At 51.6% G+C, this 17,592-nt stretch carries 19 protein-coding genes; 10 read left to right on the top strand and 9 right to left on the bottom strand.

All coding sequences use genetic code 11. The features are described from left to right. The first annotated feature begins 54 nt into the window (after window positions 1–54). The gene (locus F3J37_RS16475) at window positions 55–597 is read left to right on the top strand and encodes a YbhB/YbcL family Raf kinase inhibitor-like protein (RefSeq protein ID WP_166934507.1); all 543 of its coding nucleotides are present in this window, start codon (window positions 55–57) and stop codon (window positions 595–597) included. 35 nt (window positions 598–632) lie between these two features. On the opposite strand, the gene F3J37_RS16470 is transcribed toward F3J37_RS16475, so the two are convergent. The 3 genes from F3J37_RS16470 to F3J37_RS16460 all read right to left on the bottom strand — a co-directional run bounded on the left by F3J37_RS16470 (window position 633) and on the right by F3J37_RS16460 (window position 2,768). Continuing rightward, window positions 633–1,496 (bottom strand): substrate-binding domain-containing protein, encoded by an 864-nt coding sequence (locus F3J37_RS16470; RefSeq protein WP_166934505.1) that lies wholly within the window; start codon window positions 1,494–1,496, stop codon window positions 633–635. Between the two features lie 119 nt (window positions 1,497–1,615). Continuing rightward, window positions 1,616–2,257 carry a LysE family translocator gene (locus tag F3J37_RS16465; protein WP_166934503.1) on the bottom strand — a complete coding sequence of 214 codons (642 nt, stop codon included), beginning with the start codon at window positions 2,255–2,257 and terminating at the stop codon, window positions 1,616–1,618. Between the two features lie 67 nt (window positions 2,258–2,324). Beyond that, window positions 2,325–2,768, bottom strand: coding sequence for an NUDIX hydrolase (locus F3J37_RS16460; RefSeq protein ID WP_034829924.1), 444 nt, complete (start codon window positions 2,766–2,768; stop codon window positions 2,325–2,327). Window positions 2,769–2,926: 158 nt separating this feature from the next. On the opposite strand from F3J37_RS16460, the gene F3J37_RS16455 reads away from it, so the two are divergent. Beyond that, window positions 2,927–3,316, top strand: coding sequence for a VOC family protein (locus F3J37_RS16455; RefSeq protein WP_369410674.1), 390 nt, complete (start codon window positions 2,927–2,929; stop codon window positions 3,314–3,316). Between the two features lie 56 nt (window positions 3,317–3,372). Here the strand turns inward: F3J37_RS16455 and F3J37_RS16450 are convergent, their stop codons facing one another. Beyond that, window positions 3,373–3,726: a DUF1428 domain-containing protein gene (locus tag F3J37_RS16450; RefSeq protein ID WP_166934500.1), complete on the bottom strand. Its 354-nt coding sequence runs from the start codon at window positions 3,724–3,726 to the stop codon at window positions 3,373–3,375. Between the two features lie 178 nt (window positions 3,727–3,904). Here F3J37_RS16450 and F3J37_RS16445 point away from each other — a divergent pair, with 178 nt between their 5' ends. The 4 genes from F3J37_RS16445 to F3J37_RS16430 all read left to right on the top strand — a co-directional run bounded on the left by F3J37_RS16445 (window position 3,905) and on the right by F3J37_RS16430 (window position 8,366). After that, window positions 3,905–4,588 (top strand): RipA family octameric membrane protein, encoded by a 684-nt coding sequence (locus F3J37_RS16445; RefSeq protein WP_058960967.1) that lies wholly within the window; start codon window positions 3,905–3,907, stop codon window positions 4,586–4,588. A 100-nt stretch (window positions 4,589–4,688) separates the two neighbouring features. Continuing rightward, complete coding sequence (blc, locus tag F3J37_RS16440) at window positions 4,689–5,216, top strand: outer membrane lipoprotein Blc (protein ID WP_166934499.1); 528 nt, start codon at window positions 4,689–4,691, stop codon at window positions 5,214–5,216. Window positions 5,217–5,674: 458 nt separating this feature from the next. Further along, window positions 5,675–6,223: a hypothetical protein gene (locus F3J37_RS16435; RefSeq protein WP_240154116.1), complete on the top strand. Its 549-nt coding sequence runs from the start codon at window positions 5,675–5,677 to the stop codon at window positions 6,221–6,223. A 427-nt stretch (window positions 6,224–6,650) separates the two neighbouring features. Further along, entirely contained in the window at window positions 6,651–8,366 is a 1,716-nt protein-coding gene (locus F3J37_RS16430) for an ABC-F family ATP-binding cassette domain-containing protein (RefSeq protein ID WP_166934497.1), read from the top strand. Between the two features lie 90 nt (window positions 8,367–8,456). Here the strand turns inward: F3J37_RS16430 and F3J37_RS16425 are convergent, their stop codons facing one another. The 4 genes from F3J37_RS16425 to F3J37_RS16410 form a co-directional block, all read right to left on the bottom strand. Further along, window positions 8,457–9,260 carry an anti-sigma factor family protein gene (locus F3J37_RS16425; protein ID WP_166934496.1) on the bottom strand — a complete coding sequence of 268 codons (804 nt, stop codon included), beginning with the start codon at window positions 9,258–9,260 and terminating at the stop codon, window positions 8,457–8,459. Beyond that, on the bottom strand, window positions 9,257–9,724 hold the full coding sequence (locus F3J37_RS16420) for a sigma-70 family RNA polymerase sigma factor (RefSeq protein ID WP_240154121.1): 468 nt from the start codon (window positions 9,722–9,724) through the stop codon (window positions 9,257–9,259). Before F3J37_RS16420 ends, F3J37_RS16425 begins: the two co-directional genes overlap by 4 nt. A 75-nt stretch (window positions 9,725–9,799) precedes the next feature. Beyond that, window positions 9,800–10,336 (bottom strand): tetratricopeptide repeat protein, encoded by a 537-nt coding sequence (locus F3J37_RS16415; RefSeq protein WP_370529966.1) that lies wholly within the window; start codon window positions 10,334–10,336, stop codon window positions 9,800–9,802. 3 nt (window positions 10,337–10,339) lie between these two features. Then, on the bottom strand, window positions 10,340–10,936 hold the full coding sequence (locus tag F3J37_RS16410) for a cytochrome b (protein ID WP_166934493.1): 597 nt from the start codon (window positions 10,934–10,936) through the stop codon (window positions 10,340–10,342). A gap of 172 nt (window positions 10,937–11,108) precedes the next feature. Here F3J37_RS16410 and F3J37_RS16405 point away from each other — a divergent pair, with 172 nt between their 5' ends. Together F3J37_RS16405 and F3J37_RS16400 are read left to right on the top strand one after the other, a co-directional pair. Continuing rightward, window positions 11,109–12,284 carry an efflux RND transporter periplasmic adaptor subunit gene (locus tag F3J37_RS16405; RefSeq protein WP_166934491.1) on the top strand — a complete coding sequence of 392 codons (1,176 nt, stop codon included), beginning with the start codon at window positions 11,109–11,111 and terminating at the stop codon, window positions 12,282–12,284. Continuing rightward, window positions 12,281–14,215, top strand: a complete 1,935-nt coding sequence (locus F3J37_RS16400) for a MacB family efflux pump subunit (RefSeq protein ID WP_166934490.1) — start codon at window positions 12,281–12,283, stop codon at window positions 14,213–14,215. Before F3J37_RS16405 ends, F3J37_RS16400 begins: the two co-directional genes overlap by 4 nt. A gap of 76 nt (window positions 14,216–14,291) precedes the next feature. Here F3J37_RS16400 and F3J37_RS16395 read toward each other — a convergent pair whose 3' ends face one another. After that, window positions 14,292–15,119, bottom strand: a complete 828-nt coding sequence (locus F3J37_RS16395) for a MurR/RpiR family transcriptional regulator (RefSeq protein WP_058960976.1) — start codon at window positions 15,117–15,119, stop codon at window positions 14,292–14,294. Between the two features lie 174 nt (window positions 15,120–15,293). Between F3J37_RS16395 and F3J37_RS16390 the strand changes: the two genes are divergently transcribed. Continuing rightward, the gene (locus F3J37_RS16390) at window positions 15,294–16,850 is read left to right on the top strand and encodes a maltose/glucose-specific PTS transporter subunit IIC (RefSeq protein WP_160867489.1); all 1,557 of its coding nucleotides are present in this window, start codon (window positions 15,294–15,296) and stop codon (window positions 16,848–16,850) included. After that, a complete protein-coding gene (locus F3J37_RS16385; RefSeq protein WP_058960978.1) occupies window positions 16,847–17,536 on the top strand; it encodes an N-acetylmannosamine-6-phosphate 2-epimerase in 690 nt (229 codons plus the stop codon). Before F3J37_RS16390 ends, F3J37_RS16385 begins: the two co-directional genes overlap by 4 nt. The last annotated feature ends 56 nt before the right edge of the window (window positions 17,537–17,592 follow it).

The following is a 17,592-nucleotide window of genomic DNA, read 5'->3' as shown; positions in this document are numbered from 1 at the left end:
TCACGCGTGGGATCAACTGTCGCACGCACAACCCGTCCTTGTTGAGGAGCAATAATGAAGAAGTTACTGACCCTACTCTGCTTTAGCAGCCTGCCACTGTTTGCCCATGCGGCGGCGTTTTCGCTTAAGTCAGCAGACTTCGCCGATAACGGCGTGATGAAGAAAGCATTGGGTGGCAACGATAAGAACAATCTCTCCTGCAGCGGCAAAAACCTGTCGCCCGCGCTGAGCTGGGCCAATCCGCCCGTGGGCACCCAGAGTTATGTGCTACTGCTGACCGATCCGGCTGGCGCCAAAGGCTTGGGGGTGACGCATATGCTGGCGTACAACATTGATGCTACGCGTAATAAATTCCAACAGGGTGAGTTAAGCAAAGGGGGAAATTTTAGCTATGGCACCAATACGCCCGGCACGCAAAACTATTATGGCCCTTGTCCACCCGCAGGCGCGGGCTATCACCACTACAACTTTGTGCTGGTGGCGACCGACCTTGCGAACGGCAGTTTACCCGCAGGACTCAGTCACACTGAGTTAGTCGCAAAATTGAAAGGTCACGCGCTGGGTTCTGCAAGCCTGGTCGGGCGTTTAGAGAATTGATTGCAGCGGGTCGCCGGCCTGGCGACCCAATAAAATTAGTGTCGAATCGCACAACCGCACTGCGACATTTCTCCCGGCACATATTTTCCGTGATGGGAGTGGCGAACTTGCAACTCACCTTGCTGCCAGGCGTTGTCGGTATCAGCACGATTTTCCAGTAAGCGATTCAGTGCTTCGTTGACCAGCAAATCACGACGCTGTGCCCAACTGGTGAGATGCCAGGTGGAAGCGCGTGCTTCATCCACATCATCAAAACCTACGACTGCAACGTGTGCGCCCTGGCCAAAATCGCGCACTGCCTGCAATGCACCAAAGGCCAGCACATCGCTTTCGCAGAACAGTGCATTAATGCGCTCCGCTGCACGGGTTTTCTTCAGGTAGGCCATCATGGTCTGATAAGCCAGTTCTCGATCGTTAGCCCCGGCCACCAGCTGAATGTTCAGCGTTTTATGTTCTGCCTCAAGGCTGGACACCAGGCCTGCCATTTGACGCGCGGGATCGGCCTGCTGCTGACTGTGCATAAAGCCAAAGCGTTGATGTCCTTGAGACAGTAACAATAACCCCATCTCGGCACCCGCATCGAAACCATCGGCAATCACGACCTCAGCACCTGCTTCACGGCTCTGGCTTAAATGCACCGTCGCCACGTCAGGCAGTAGTTTTGCTGCGGTATGCAATTCATCCTCAAACAGGGATGTCAGAAATACCAACCCCGCCAGCGGCAAAGATGCGGCATTCTGCAACATACGTTGATAGCTTTCTGCTGAATCGACATTCAGCAACAGCGTCACTAAACCACGCGCGTTTAACTGGCGCGTCATTTCATTCAGCATCGTGACGGTATTTGGGTTAGTGAATTCATCGCTGACGATGCCGATGATATTGGGATTAACGGCCATGAACGAGCTCTCCTGCAACTTAGCGTGCGGTCATTATTTTGTAGGTAACGTAAGACACTTCACGTTACCCGATTAAGTCGCTATCGCCAATCATCAGACTTGCTGTCTCTTCTGCATTTTTAACGTCGGGTCAGGGCCAGGCGAATTCCCAGGCCAATGAATGTCATACCGACGATACGATCCAGCAGCTTTTGCAGCGTAATGTTGCGCGATACTGCACTCGCAGCACCGCCCGCCAGCAGGGCAAACGTCACATCAGTAATCAACCCAATCACCGCGTATGTTAGTCCCAACAGCAGGAAGGAACTCGCATGATAGTTACCCTCTACCACGACGAATTGTGGGAAGAACGAAATGAAAAACAATAACACTTTGGGATTAGTGATAGAGATAATAAAACCGCGTACTAAAAGATTACGTGTATTGGAGCGTGGCACCTGAGTCTGTGAGCGACATCCCTGTGGTTTGACAATAAACGTTTCCCACACCATCTTGCCACCTAAATAAATAAGATAAGCAGCCCCGATATATTTAATCGCTGTAAATAACATCGGCGAGGCGGTAATTAACGCCGTTAAACCTATTGCACTGGCCAACGCATGAGTACAGCTGCCGAGCGCCACACCGCTCGCAGATATCACGCCGCTGCGTCGCCCATTGGCCACGCTTTGCCCGATCACATAAGCGAGGTCCGGCCCCGGCGTGATACACAGCAGGAATACCGAAATGAGGAACAGGGGGAAATGGATGATATCCAGCATGCTAACTCCTTGTTGACGTGGCGTTTGTTGTACTGAGCATGGCCACGTAATCCAATCTGATGACGATTTATTTTGATACAAAGTAACGAAGGTAGAGTTGATACTCTTCGCTCATATTATCGGGCATATCATCAGTGGTGAAGAATGCCAATGACAACCCCTCACTTTTATCATTTATTAAATTACCATGCCATTTTTTTGACCAGTAGAGCGCGGTGACGACATTGATTTCATCTTTATTATTAAGCGTAAAAGTAAATTCTTTGCCAGAAAAGACTTTCAAAAAATGAAGTTCATCGATATCAATGTTCGTCTCTTCTTTCACTTCACGCACAGCGGTTTGTTCGAGGCTTTCACCCGGTTCCATCAACCCACCGGGTAGTCCCCAGCTTCCGTCTAATCGCTGTTGTAGTAAAATACGTTGCTTATCGTCAAGGATGATGACGTTCGCTCCCGCAAGCAGCAACATACGATGTCCAACTAAGGTTCTCATCTCACTGACATAGCTCATCATGCTCTCCATCCCGTTTAGAATTACGAAAAAATAGCGTTAATTCATGACGATTTAGCAACGCCAATACACAATGCGCACGCATTGCGCCATCACTCTTTTGTCGCCGCTACAGTATGAGTGACAGGACTAAACCTCATCGTCATGGAGTTAAACTTGTGGCAACACTTACCCTACGCGTAGCGCGACCGGTTTCACAACTGGAGCGCAGTCGTGAACTTTATCAATCAGGATTGGGACTGGATGTGATTGGCGCCTTTGAAGACCACCAAGGCTTCAATGGCGTGATGCTGGGAAAAGCAGATGTGCCCTGGCATCTGGAATTCACACAATGCACTTCGCATCCGGTCATCCCTTCACCCTCATCAGAAGATCTGTTGGTGCTGTATTTACCCGAGCGTGATAGGTGGCAGCAAACATGCCAGCAAATGGTATTGGCGGGATTTGTACAGATTGATGCGTTCAACCCATATTGGGATCAAAACGGAAAAACGTATCAAGATCACGATGGTTATCGAACCGTCATACAGTGTCAGCAGTGGCCGTAGCCTCTCGCATGCCTGACCGCGACAGAAATGTGCAGGGCGCCGACGCGCCCTGCACATTACTCTTCGAGTAGAATCGAGAAACCGCCGTAAATCATTCTTTTGCCATCAAACGGCATGTTTTCGCCCATCTCTTTCATCCGCGGATCGGACATCATTTTCTGATTGGCCGCATCACGCACTTCACGTGAGGGATATTCAATCCAGCTGAACACCACTGTTTCTCCCTCTTCCGCTTTCACCGACCGATAAAAATCCGTGAGCTTGCCTTCAGGTAGATCATCTGCCCAGCACTCCACGATGCGGGTGGCACCAAACTCCTTAAACAGCGGCGCTGCTTTGGCCGCCATGGCACGGTAATCCTCTTTATTAACTTCAGGCACCGCAACGACAAAACCATCTACGTACGACATAGGCTATTCCTCCGTCGTGCTGTACACGGCCGACAGTGACCGCAGAGTAAAGTGTACAAATGATGTGCAAATCATGAGCAACTGCAGCACTGAAACTGCGTGTTGTCTCGCAGATTCCTGCCTGCGGCCGAAATTGCGTTACACTGTGCACCTCGATAGTTACGCCATCAGGATAGTTATGCGCATCACCATTGATTCGGCCGATCAGCCGTTTATTCACCGTTTGCTCGGAGAAGAGATAGGACAAGTGGATACCCAATCCAGCGACACGCGTTTACAACACGCCCTCGACATCGCTCGGCAGCAGAAAAATCACGAAGCGGAACTCGACTGGAAACGCAATGCTGTGTTTTTAGCGTTGTTTATTTTCCTCTATGCCGTCCTGGGCGCCTCGCTGACGCTGGATCTCACCGCACAAGCACCCAGCCACAAAAGTCTGGTGTATGCATTAGAAGCTGTCCCCGTGCTGATCGCCTTTTCCGGTCTGTTTGTCTCGTTGTTATTCCTGTTCTTTACCCGCAGCAGCGCGCGACGCCTGCGCAGTTGGGATCAAGGCATTTTTGTGCTGGAGAAATACGTTGGCACCAACCTCTATAAGCAAATCAATGAGATGGGCGCTCGCACCACCAACTATTCACAGTCAGCCATTAACGTTGCGCTTGCCCTGTTTATTTGTGTGACCTGGGTGGTGATGTACAACTACTTCACCTTTACCACCAGCGGCGTGATTGGCAGCGTGATTTCTTTGTTTATCACCACCATGACCTACGTGATACTCGATATTCAGTTGCTGAAGTCAGGCACCTCTATTGCGATTGATGAGCCACTGATTCCGGCTGACGAAGATAAAGAGAAGAAATAATCCCCTGCATCAGGTGGCCTAAGGGCCGCCTCGATATTTCTTGCCTATAATCATGCTGACATACCCTTTAATACGGATCAGGATCGATAAAGGAGCAGTAATGAAAATATGGCCCATCGCCGCACTTGCCGCGTTATCGTTAACGCTGGTTGCCTGTAAATCCCCGACGCCACCAAAAGGTGTCACGCCCATCAGCCCTTTTGATGCCAACCGCTATTTGGGCAAATGGTACGAAATCGCCCGTCTGGATCACCGCTTTGAGCGCGGCAAAGATCATGTCACAGCCACTTATACTCAACGCAACGATGGCGGCATAAACGTGCTGAATCGTGGATATGATCCGGTGAAAAAAGAGTGGAGTGAGAGTGAGGGCAAGGCCTATTTCACCGGCAAATCGGATACCGCAGCGCTTAAAGTCTCCTTTTTTGGCCCGTTCTATGGCGGCTATAACGTGATCGCATTGGATGATGATTATCAATACGCGCTAGTGAGCGGTCCAAATCGGGGTTATTTATGGATCTTGTCGCGAGAGCCGAAGCTTCCGAATCAAGTGAAAAAACAGTACCTGGCTATCGCGCAAAGGCTGGGGTTTGATGTGGATAAGCTCATCTGGGTGGATCAAGGTTAAAGCTGCACTCAGGAATGAAGTCATTCTACTTTCCATCCCTGTGTAGTTCAGCATAACCGGGCGTGAGATTCTGGTTATGCTGCAGCGTTGGGGTGGAGAATCTTCAATCGGCGTATGACCAATAACTTGCAGGCTTGCAACCTATCACGGGTTACCCCTTATTGGATGAGGAACACATCATTCCGTGAAAACTGTACATGAATGATTTATTTAAACGAATCCCTTATTTATTAATCATATAACCAGGCATGTTTATAATGCGCTTCTCTTCGGAATATTGCCCTTTCAAAAAACCTGCTAAAATACGTCATCGTCTATGTTTTTATCAGTATAAAATATCTTTATCTGAAATTTCAAAGCTCTGATCATTCTGACTTATCAATCAACATGTTGAGTCAACCCATCAGGCTGCTGTTCGCTTTTTTTTTCATTATCGCATTGCCAGTGGTGAGGAAAAAATGAATGAAATAACAGAAGAATCCCCCAGAACAAATCTCAGATTATTATGGGGCTTACTGATTGTATTAACACTCATTTCGCTGCAGTGCCCAGCGAGCGAAATTAACCTATATTCTATCAACACGGGTTCCTACGTTTATCATCTGACCGGGAATCATGGGCAATACACTGAAAATTTTGAGAATAACTTCTTTTCGATAGAAAGAAAATTGTCCGAAGATTCCACCTATAGCGTCCTGATCGGCACCATGAAAAACAGCTTTGACGATCGCTGTCTTGCGTTAGGGGTGAGAAAAGACTGGAAAACCTGGGATGATGGCTGGACCTTTAAAGGTATCTACGGCTACACCGGTGAGTTTTTTTTCGATGCCTTTAAGGATTGTGGCGATCACGGTTCCTATCACGACTTTAAAAAGGCCACCGGAATAGGATTCTCACCCTATATTTATCATGGCTTTCAATATAATTTCACACCCTATTTCGGCATTGAATCGGGGATTATTATTCCCTCGGTATTTGTTATCACCATTCAATGGAGCTTTAGATAAAATCTGAAATTTAACGTACTGATTTTTCCAGCTAATCGAGAATAATTGTCACCAGCTTGAGGAACCTGTTCAGGGGGAGATACCGTTGCACTACGCAAGTTGGAAAATCATATCTTTTGACCGGGCATGGCCTGTGGCTTCACAACATCGCGAATATTCTGTGGATAATGCCAGCCCAGGTGACTATCATCAACCCACCCTACTCACTACTGATAAATAAGGAGGATTACTATGCCATCGTGTGAATTGTTTATTTACTCACACTTTTATAGTAATTGGCCGCGCTCAGCTATCTCTGCATTCGTGCTGCGATAATCCGCCTGAGCGAAGTCTACTGAAATTCTCATCCCTTCCTCCGGCTTACCGGGTTGTCGTCAGCAGTTTTTGACGTCAGGCGTTCGCACGCCTGCAACTTATGAGTAAGCACATGAGCACATTACTATCCGCACACGCTGTCGGCTTTGATAACGCCTTCGGTACCCTATTTCATGACATCAATTTCAGCCTCAAAAAAGGCGATCGCATTGGGCTGCTCGGTGATAACGGCACGGGAAAAAGTACCCTGCTAAAAATCCTCAGCGGAGAACTTGCAAGCAGTCAGGGCAGCGTTACGTTAGCCAACCACTGTTTGCTGGCACGAATTGAGCAACATCTTCCCCCTCAGCTCCAGCAAGCCACACTGCTGACAAGCGTGATTGCGCGTCTGCCAGAACAGCAACAGGTCAGTGAAGCCTGGCGAGCGGAAGCGCTACTCTCTTCGCTGGGGTTCGATGCTGAACAGCATACCCAAACGGCAGCCACGTTGAGTGGCGGTCAACATATGCGGTTACTGCTGGCGCGTGCACTTATTCTCCAGCCTGATCTGCTGTTACTGGATGAACCCAGCAACCATCTGGATCTTCCAACGCTGCTTTGGCTGGAACAGTTCCTGATAAATTGGAAAGGCAGCTTTGTGCTGGTCTCACATGACAGCACCTTGCTGGATCAGGTCACCAATTGCAGCTGGATCCTGCGCGATCAAACCCTGCAATTCTTCCGCCTGCCCTGCTCTGCGGCCCGACAAGCGCTGGCCCAGCAGGATGAAACCGATGCACAACGTTATCAGGCAGAACAGAATGAGATTGAGCGCGTCGAAAAAAGTGCCAAACGGCTGGCAATTTGGGGACGCACCTACGACAACGAAGGTCTGTCGCGTAAAGCGCAGCAAATGGAGAAGCGCGCCAGTTGGTTGAAAGAGGCACAAACCACGTTGACCGAAGGCAGCTTATGGCGCCTTCAACTGCTGGGAGAAGCGCTGGATGCCGATCGGGTGCTGGCGCTGACTGAAATGCACATTCGCCCAGCGGAGAACGCGCCTGCGTTGTTTTCGTTACCCAGCCTGCAGGTTAAAAGCGGCGACCGCATCGCCATTGTGGGCCGCAACGGCAGCGGGAAATCTTCGCTGCTGCGCCAACTCTGGCTGGAATACCAGCGTGAGACCACCACACTGTTTCATCCGCGTGCAAAGCTAGGTTATTACGACCAAAGCCTCACGCAATTACATGATGAGGAGAGTCTCAACGAGGCACTGGCGCATTTTGCCCCTCTGAGTGACGACCAGCGAAAGATGGCTCTGATAGGTGCGGGGTTCCCTTATCTCCGTCATCAGCAATTGGTGGGCTCGCTGAGTGGCGGTGAACGCTCACGTCTGCTGTTTGTCGGGCTGACACTCGCGCGCTATTCCTTATTGCTGCTGGATGAGCCCACCAACCATTTGGATATGCTGGGTAAAGAGGAGTTGGCAGCCGCCCTCAATCAGTTCGAGGGCGCGGTGTTGCTGGTGTCGCACGATCGCAATCTGATCGCCAGCAGCTGTAACCGTTTCTGGCTGATTCAGGATCAGCAACTGAGCGAGTGGCATGACTTTGCACAAGTGATTGAACTTATGGGGGCCGAACAACCGTCAGAAAAAAGTGTTGCTAGCGTTCAGCCCGTGGCGGCCGAATCGCATAACGACGAGGAGGAACTACTATTGGCCTTGTGCGATTTAGAGAGCAGGCTTGATGAAGATATGATGCGAAAGCCTAAACATCAAAAACCGACGTTGCAGACACAATGGCGCGTTGAGATTGCGCAGTTGAAACAGCTGCTGGGGATCTCGTAAGCGTTCTGCCGATAAAAAAAGCCCCTACGATATTTTGATGCAGTGTCGTAGGGGCATAATCGGGAGCGGTTCAAAGGTTGCCTTGTATATCTACACCAGAGCGACGCTCAACACCTGCGCCGCTCGTTTTAACTGATCAGCAGGATTGCGCCCAATCAACACGTACTGATATCCGCTGCGATGCCACCACACCAGATTCATGCCGTGCCGTTTTTCCTGCGCCAATGCACTCTGTTTACTCGCATCTTCCCGCGAAATACACAGGGCCATCGGACCGTAATTGCTGTGATTCCAGGCGATTTGAGTGATCAGTGAATCGTCGTAGCGCAACATACGCACACTTTTCAGGCTCGCTTCAGGAAGCGTCAATTGCTCAGTCGTCAGACGCAGATCGAGGTCGCGCGCCGTGCGTTGTAATGAACGCGCTAACACCTGTGGCGAACTGTCGACATCCGCCAACGTTTCCGGGCTATAGAGCGACATATATTGTGCTTCCAGTTCACGTATTCGCGCGCTCTCATCCTGTTCAGCTTTCGCGACGGGTCTGGCCCAAAAACCGACGGCACTGCCCACCAGCAGAAAACTGACTGATGCCGCGATCAACGCACGACGGCTAACCTGAACAGTCTCTTTTTTCGGTGCGGACGGCGTGTTGTCCAGCAGGTACGCCAGTCGTGACTCCATACGCTCCAGCGGCGCCTCATCCAGCATTGGCGCGAACGCATCCGCAAAAGGTTGATTGCTTTTCATCAGCTCAGCCGTCCGTGCTGACAACGTTTCACTGCGCTTTAATTCGGTTTCAAACGCCTGCGCATCCTCCGCGCGCATTTCACCATCCAGCCAGGCAACGATAGCTTCGTCGGCATAGGGCGAGGTAAATCGTGGTGCATTCACAAGCGTTTCTCCTGTACCGCAGGCCGCGCTGTCACTGCGCTGGCTAAAGTAGCGCGTGCCGCAGCGAGGCGGCTCATGATGGTTCCAATCGGTACGGCCAGCGTGTCGGCGGCTTCCTGATAGGTAAAACCCTCGACATAAACTAAAAATACCGCGTTGCGCTGTGCCTCTGGCAACTGCCCAACCCGTTGCATCACTTTGGCATATTGCATGCGCTGTTCATTGTGTTGCTGATGGTCGGGAGCGAGCAATTCATCACTCTCGACGAATCCCTGCCCCATGCGCACCCGCTGCGCGCGCAGTTCGTTGATCCACACGGAGTGCAGCACGGTAAACAGCCAGCGATCGATGCGTGTGCCCGGTGTGTACTGGGCGCTGCGTTCCAGCGCCCGCACACAGGTGGACTGCACTAACTCTTCGGCCACATCTTTATTACGCGATAACACCATCGCGTAACGCCACATACGCGTCAGATGCGCCGCCAGATGTTGACGGACTTCAGTGCTGGTAATATTTCTATCCTCCGTCAACAGCGGTCATCAGGACTCAGGATGACCATTAATGGCCGCGTGCAAATCCTGATACTCTTCACACTTCACACCGCACAGCGATTTGATGATAGTGAGCTGCTCTTTAGCCAGATCCGGTCGGCCTTTGATCATCCAGGCTTCACCTAAATATTCACGCACTTTGGCATATTTGGGGTCTAGTGCGATCGATTTCTGATAGTAACGCATCCCTTCGTCGGTGCGGCCCAGTTTACGTGTGGCGTAGCCGCGATAGTTCCATGCCTCTTTGGTGTTCTGATTGTGCAACGTATCCAGTAACGTCAGCGCAGCTTGATACTCGCCTTTTTTCGCCAGGTGGTAGGCGTAATTGGTCTTATCCTCATCACTCAGCATGCTGGTTTTTTCCGGCACGCAGGATTTGGTTTTACTGTCATACACTTGCCCTTTCGGACAATCCGGGATTTTCTTGTCACTGTCGTCATCACCCATGGCGAATGCAGTCGGTGCATGTAACACCATCAGCAATACCGGCACGGCAAACCAGCGAATTGAAGTCATCATCTTCATCATTCATTTATCCTCGCGGAGGGGCATCGAATCGCGCAACGGCAGCATACGGCGCAGCACGTTGTCACGCAGAACGTAGTGATGGAGTAACGCCGCCAGCGCATGCGCGCCTGCCAGGCTAATCAGCGCCCAGGCAACGTTATTGTGTAATCCCGCCAGCGTGTGACGCAGTGCGGTATCGACATGAATAAAGGTTGGAATATCGAACAGGCCAAAGAAATTAAACGGTTCCTGTTGCGCCCAACGAAACAGAAAACCCAATACAACCTGAGTGAATAACAACAGGTACAACAAGCCATGAACGGCATGCGCGATGATGCGCATCGGCGTGCTGCTTTCAGCTGGCGCCACGGCCAAATGCGTCTGACGTTGGCAATAGAAACGCCACAGTGGGCGCACAATCATCACCAAAGCCAGCAAAATGCCAAAAGAGATATGCCACGCCTGTAAACCCTTGCGCAGCGGTGTGCCCTTTTCCAGTTGTTCCCAAATGTGCGCCGAGGCAAACAGAAAAATGACGCTAAACGCAGTGATCCAGTGCAGCGTCATGCTGAAAGCGTCATAGCGTTGACGTGAGTTTTGGCGGGCCGGAGCGGACATAGCATTTCCCAAATAGTGAGTGGTTTAGGGGTAAACAACTCAACGACGATTTCTATTCGAAAAATTTTCATTTTTTTCTCAACGCACCCAACTTAATGCAGAAATCCTGACGAATTTTCTCCTGTTTGTTGCATTTAGTGATTACTATTCTCGCTTCATTAAAGGGATGCTTATGTTGAATACCTCTAAAAAGCGGCTTTTGGTCGCGATCGTTATTTTGGCGATCATTATTCTGGTCTGGGCCTACAGCAGTTCACGACCAAAACCGAACCCACTGGTCACCGCCGTTGTGCGTCAAGGCAACATCGAGAACGTCATCGCTGCGACGGGCAAAATGGACGCAATCGAACGCGTCAACGTCGGTGCACAGGTATCGGGGCAGGTGAAAAAGCTCTATATCAAAGCGGGCGATAACGTCAGTAAGGGCGAACTGATCGCTGAAATTGACGATCAGCCACAGCGCAGTGATTTACGCAATGCGCAGGCCGCGCTTAGCGTGGCGCAAGCCGATTTGGAGACACGCGAAGCGACCTTAGTCCGACAGGATGCGCAGTTCAAACGTTTGCAGCAAATGATCAAAGCCAATCTGGTGTCGCGCCAGGATTTTGACGAAGCGGCAGAAGCGTGGAGCACCGCGCGTGCTGAGTTGACGGCGCAAAAAGCGCGCGTCATTCAGGCTCAAATTGAGGTGGACAAGAAGCAGCTCGATCTCAGCTATACTCGCATCATGGCACCAATGGATGGCACGGTGATCGCCATCGTAACCAAACAGGGCCAGACGGTTAACGCCGCGCAGAGCGCGCCGACCATCGCCAAGCTGGCGCAACTGGGCACCATGACCATTAAAGTGCAGGTTTCCGAAGCGGACATCACCAACATCCACCCCGGCCAGCAAGCCTGGTTTACCACCTTCGCCAATCCCGATAAACGCTACAACGCGACGCTGCGTAGCATTGAACTGGCACCCGAATCGGTGATGAAAGATGATGCCTTGATGGGCAACAGTGAAAGTACGCCGGCCAGCAGTACCAATGCCGCCATTTATTACAATGCGTTACTCGATGTTCCCAATCCCGATAACACCCTGCGCATCTCAATGACCGCGCAAGTTAATCTGCTGCGCGACACTGCGAAAGACGCGCTGTTGATTCCGGTACAGGCAACGAAAAAAGACGCGGAAGGCAAGACCTTTGTCGAGGTGGCGAACAAGGAGAATCAGCCTGAGAAACGTATTATTACCACCGGTATTTCAGACAGCGTTGATATTCAGGTTCTCAGCGGCTTAAAAGCCGGTGAAAAAGTCATCCTTGCTACCCAAGCCGTCGGTGCGGACAAGGTGGTGATGTGAGCTTGATCGAACTGAAAAACATTCAGCGCAGCTATGTTAACGGTTCAGAATCTTTGCATGTGCTGAAAGATATCAATTTGCAGATCGCCAGTGGCGAAATGGTCGCGATCATTGGCCCTTCCGGCTCGGGCAAATCCACATTGCTGAATATTCTCGGCTGCCTGGATGCCGCCGACAGCGGTCACTATTTTATCTCAGGCCAGAATACCGCTTCACTCTCTCCGGACGCGCTGGCGAAAGTCCGCCGTGAACATATTGGCTTCATTTTTCAGCGCTACCACTTAATGCCGGACCTGACCGCATTAAGCAACGTCGAAATCCCGGCGATTTATGCCAATTTGCCGGGGCATGCGCGGCGGGCGCGTGCTGCTCAATTACTGGAACGGCTCGGTCTCAAAGGCCGTGAACACCATAAACCGGGTGAGCTCTCTGGTGGCCAGCAGCAGCGCGTCAGTATTGCGCGAGCGTTGATTAATGGAGCCGAGATTATTCTCGCCGATGAACCGACCGGCGCGCTGGATTCGCATTCTGGCGAGGAAGTGTTACGCATTCTTCATGACCTGAATCGTGACGGTCATACGGTAATTATCGTCACACACGATATGAAAGTGGCGCAACACGCTGACCGCATCATCGAAATCCAGGACGGTGAAATTTTTGCTGACAGCGGGCCAAAAACAGAGGCGACGCGATCGTGCTATCAGCCAATGGTGAGCAGAAGTCAGAGCAAGCTGCGCGGATTTATTGATCGCCTGCGCGAGTCAATGCGCATGGCGCTAAATGCCATGAATACGCATCGCTTACGCACCGCACTCACCATGACCGGTATTATCTTTGGTATTGCCGCTGTCGTCACTGTCGTCGCGCTTGGACAAGGTGCGCGTGAAAAAACGCTGGAGAGTATTTCCGGTCTCGGAACGAATGTGGTGTCCGTGTATGCCGGCGGTGATTTCGCCGAAGATGATGCGCATCCGGTGTTGACGCTGGTGATGGCTGATGCCGATGTGATTGCTCGCCAGCAGTTTGTCGACAAAGTCAGCCCTGAGCTGCTCTCGACCCAGCCGATCCGTTATCTCTCCAACTCGTCGAAAGCATCCGTATCGGGCGTCGGCAAAGATTACTTTGAGATTCAGGGCATCAAACTCACCGAAGGCAGCAACTTCAGTGATGAACGCCATGCCCGGCAAGAGATCATCATTGATACCAATACGCGCAATAAGCTGTTTGCAGCCAATGAAAAACCCATCGGAAAAATGATCGTGTTAGGGTCTGTGCCGGTGCGAGTCATTGGTGTGGCGCATGAAGATAACGGCATTTCGCCCAATCGTCTCAGCGTGTGGCTGCCCTGGAGCACCATGATGTACCGCATCAGTGGGCAAACAGCGCTCACAAGTATCAGCGTTAAACTTAAAGATGATGTGGTCAGCGGTCCGGCGGTGGAATCGCTGACGCAATTACTGACTGCGCGTCATGGCACCAAAGACTTCCTGATGTTTAACCGCGATAAGTACCGTAAAGCCATCGAAGGCGCGGCAGCCACCTTGACCTTGCTGATTTTGATGGTGGCGTCGATTGCGCTGATGATCGGCAGCATCGGCGTGATGAATATTATGCTGGTGTCCGTCACCGAACGAACGCATGAGATTGGCGTGCGTATGGCCGTGGGTGCGCGGCGTGGCGATATCATGCAGCAGTTTATGATTGAGGCGGTGCTGGTATGTTTGGTTGGCGGTTCACTCGGCGTGGCACTCTCACTGGTGATCGGTCCGCTGATTAGCCTGATGGCAGGCGGTGTACTGACAGCCATCTACTCATGGGAATCCGCGGGGGCAGCTTTCGCCTGCTCCACTATAATCGGCATGATTTTTGGTTATTTGCCTGCGCGCAAAGCTGCCCGTATGGATCCGGTCGCCGCGCTGGCGAGTGAGTAAATGTATCTTCTCGGGTGCGCATCGCTGCGCACCGATTTTTCCGTCATGTTGGAATTAAGAGCGAATGACCCAGCGGTCAGATTAACATCGGCAACGTTGCACTGGCCGTTTGCTGACTGGCTGTGGCGTAATGCGCATCATGTGCCATCAGCTCCCCCATTAACGCCTCAACCAGCAACATCGCCCCTACCTTCCCACTCAACGTTCCGGCATTAAGTGGACCTTCCGGTCGCGCCGCCACCAGCAACATATCCGCCAGATTGCCCATCGGGCTGCGCAGCGTATTACTTAGCATCAGCACCTGAGCTTTGCGCTTCTTCGCCACATTGACCACATGCATCAGATCTTTGGTGGAACCGGAAGCAGAGATCGCGATGACCAAATCACCTTCACCCAGGGTCGAAGCATTCATGGCCGCACGATGCATATCACCAAACAGCTGCGCGGATTTGCCCAGCCGTAGTAGACGATAATGCAAATATTCGCCGGTTATCGCGCTGGCAGCCACGCCATAGATTTGGATAGATCGCGCCTGATGCACCGCCGCACCTGCCTGCTGTAAGACCTCGCGATCAATAAATTTTCCGGTGTCACGCAGCGCCTGCACCGACTCTTCCACCAGCGCATCAACCGGATCGCCCGTTGCTGCCAGCGCGGGCTGACTCTGCTGCACATCCAGCGCCAGCGCCATCTTAAATTCGGTGTAGCCTTTGCAACTCAGGTTGCGGCACAAGCGCGTCACGCTGGCTTCGCTGGTGTCCGTCTCTTTCGCCAATTCGGTAATGGTGAGATACAGCACTCTCTGCGGTTCGGTCAGGATGAAGTCGCCCAGCTTTTGCAGCGCCGGACTGTAGCCCGGCAAGCCCTGCTTCAGATGCAGCAAAATATTTCCATTGTCCGTCATGACACCTCTCCATTAGCCATTATTGATGGCGCTTAGTGTGCGTAAAGGCCCTGCTTTGTGCCAGCAGAATTCATTATAAGTGAAAGCTATCACACTAATGGTAGTAATTTTCATCCGATGAAGTAGATTGTGATAATAATTTTTACCACAACAACACTTCGGGGATAAAAATTTATGTCAATGTTCAGTGGAGCCTCTTCAGGAGGCTGGTTTGAAAAAGCGCAACGTTTTGGAAAATCCTTTATGTTGCCGATCGCGGTATTGCCTGCCGCCGGCTTGCTGTTGGGCATTGGCGGCGCGTTATCCAATCCCAACACTGTTAAAGCCTATCCGTTTCTGGATATCGCCTGGCTACAAGGGGTGTTCACCATCATGGCCAGCGCAGGTTCGGTGGTCTTCGCCAACCTCGCAGTCCTGTTTGCGGTGGGCGTGGCGGTAGGTCTCGCGAAAAGCGACAAGGGCACAGCAGGACTGGCATCTCTGCTCGCCTATCTGGTGATGAATGCCACCATCAATGCCCTCTTGACGCTCACCGGCGTACTGGCCAGCAGTAATCTCAGTGCCGTGGGTCAGGGCATGGCGCTCGGCATTCAAACGCTGGAAACCGGCGTGTTTGGTGGTGTCGTGATCGGGCTGGTCACCGCGTTACTGCACAATCGCTATAACAAAATTGCCCTGCCACAATTTCTCGGCTTCTTTGGTGGCTCACGCTTCGTCCCGATTATTAGCTCGTTTGTGGCGATTATCGTTGGCGCGGCAATGACCATCGTCTGGCCGCATTTTCAGAAGTTGATATTCGGTATGGGTGGACTGGTCGATGCCACGGGGTATTTCGGCACCTTCATATACGGCTTTGTGTTGCGCATGCTCGGCCCGTTTGGTCTGCATCACATCTTCTATCTGCCTTTCTGGACTACCGCTTTGGGCGGCAGTGAAATGGTCAATGGTCATCTGGTTGAAGGCACTCAGCGCATTTTCTTCGCTCAGTTGGCCGATCCCAATACGCAGCAGTTTTATCTGGGGACGGCGCGCTTTATGTCGGGCCGCTTTATCACCATGATGTTTGGCCTGATCGGGGCTTGTCTGGCGATGTATCACACTGCCAAACCCGAGAACCGCAAACGTGTGGCCGGTTTGTTATTATCCGCCGCCCTCACCTCATTTCTGACTGGGATCACCGAACCGATTGAGTTCTCGTTCCTGTTTGTGGCGCCAGTGTTATATGTGATTCACGCGCTGTTCGATGGCCTGGCCTTTATGATCGCCCACATCCTGCACATCACCATTGGACAGACCTTCTCCGGCGGTTTAATCGATTTCATTCTGTTCGGTGTATTGCAGGGTGAAGCGAAAACCCACTGGATGTATGTGCCCCTGGTCGGCGTGCCATGGTTCCTGCTGTATTACTTTACCTTCCGCCTGCTGATCACTCGATTCAATTTCAAAACGCCAGGCCGTGAAGATGTCAGCATCGATACCTTGCCAGTTGCCGCTGGCGAACGCCCTTTGCAGGTGATTGAAGCGCTGGGCGGTAAAGACAATATTGCCGAACTTGACTGCTGCGCCACACGTTTGCGTATCACATTAAACGACAGTTCTAAACTTAATGAAGCCGCATTGAAGGCCACGGGCGCTCGCGCGGTTATCCAGCGTGGCAACGGCGTACAGGTGATCTATGGCCCGCACGTCACCATTATCAAAAATGAAGTTGAGGAGTTACTCGCGCTATGAAAGCAAACATGCTGGAGCAAATTAAAGGGAAACTGGTGGTGTCTTGTCAGGCACTGGAAAATGAACCCCTGCACAGCGCCTATATCATGTCGCGTATGGCATTAGCCGCGAAGCAAGGTGGCGCGTCGGCAATCCGCGCCAACAGTCTGATCGATGTAGAGCAGATTATGCAAACCGTGGATTTGCCCATTATCGCCATTATCAAACGAGATTATTCAGGCAGTGATGTATATATCACTGCCACGCTCAAAGAGGTCGATGAATTGATGGCGGCGAATCCAGCGATGATCGCGCTGGATGCCACGCAACATCAGAGGCCTGGCGAACTGCAGTTGCCGCAGTTGGTGGCGGCGATTCGTCAACGCTATCCGCAGTTATTGCTGATGGCAGATATCGCGACAGTTGATGAGGCGCTGCTGGCGGATGAACTCGGCTTCGACTGCGTAGGTACTACGCTGCATGGCTATACGGCGGAAACGCGCGGAAAGTATCTGGCGGCAAATGATTTTCACTTTCTGCGTGAAGTATTAACAGCAGTGAAGGCGCCAGTGATTGCAGAAGGCAATGTGGAAACACCTGAGATGGCGGCGCAGTGTTTAAAACTGGGCGCGCATGCTGTGGTGGTCGGTGGCGCGATAACCCGTCCTCAGCAAATAACGCAGCGTTTTGTCAACGCAATCAGCTAATACGTTTTATTAGGCCTTAAATAGCAAAGCCGCCCAAAGGCGGCCTTAACGCTGAA

Origin of the sequence: Candidatus Pantoea communis, from assembly GCF_011752685.1 — a bacterium.
Lineage (GTDB): Bacteria > Pseudomonadota > Gammaproteobacteria > Enterobacterales > Enterobacteriaceae > Pantoea > Pantoea communis.
The sequence above is the reverse complement of the archived record's forward strand: the minus strand, read 5'-3'. Positions and strand labels throughout refer to the sequence as shown.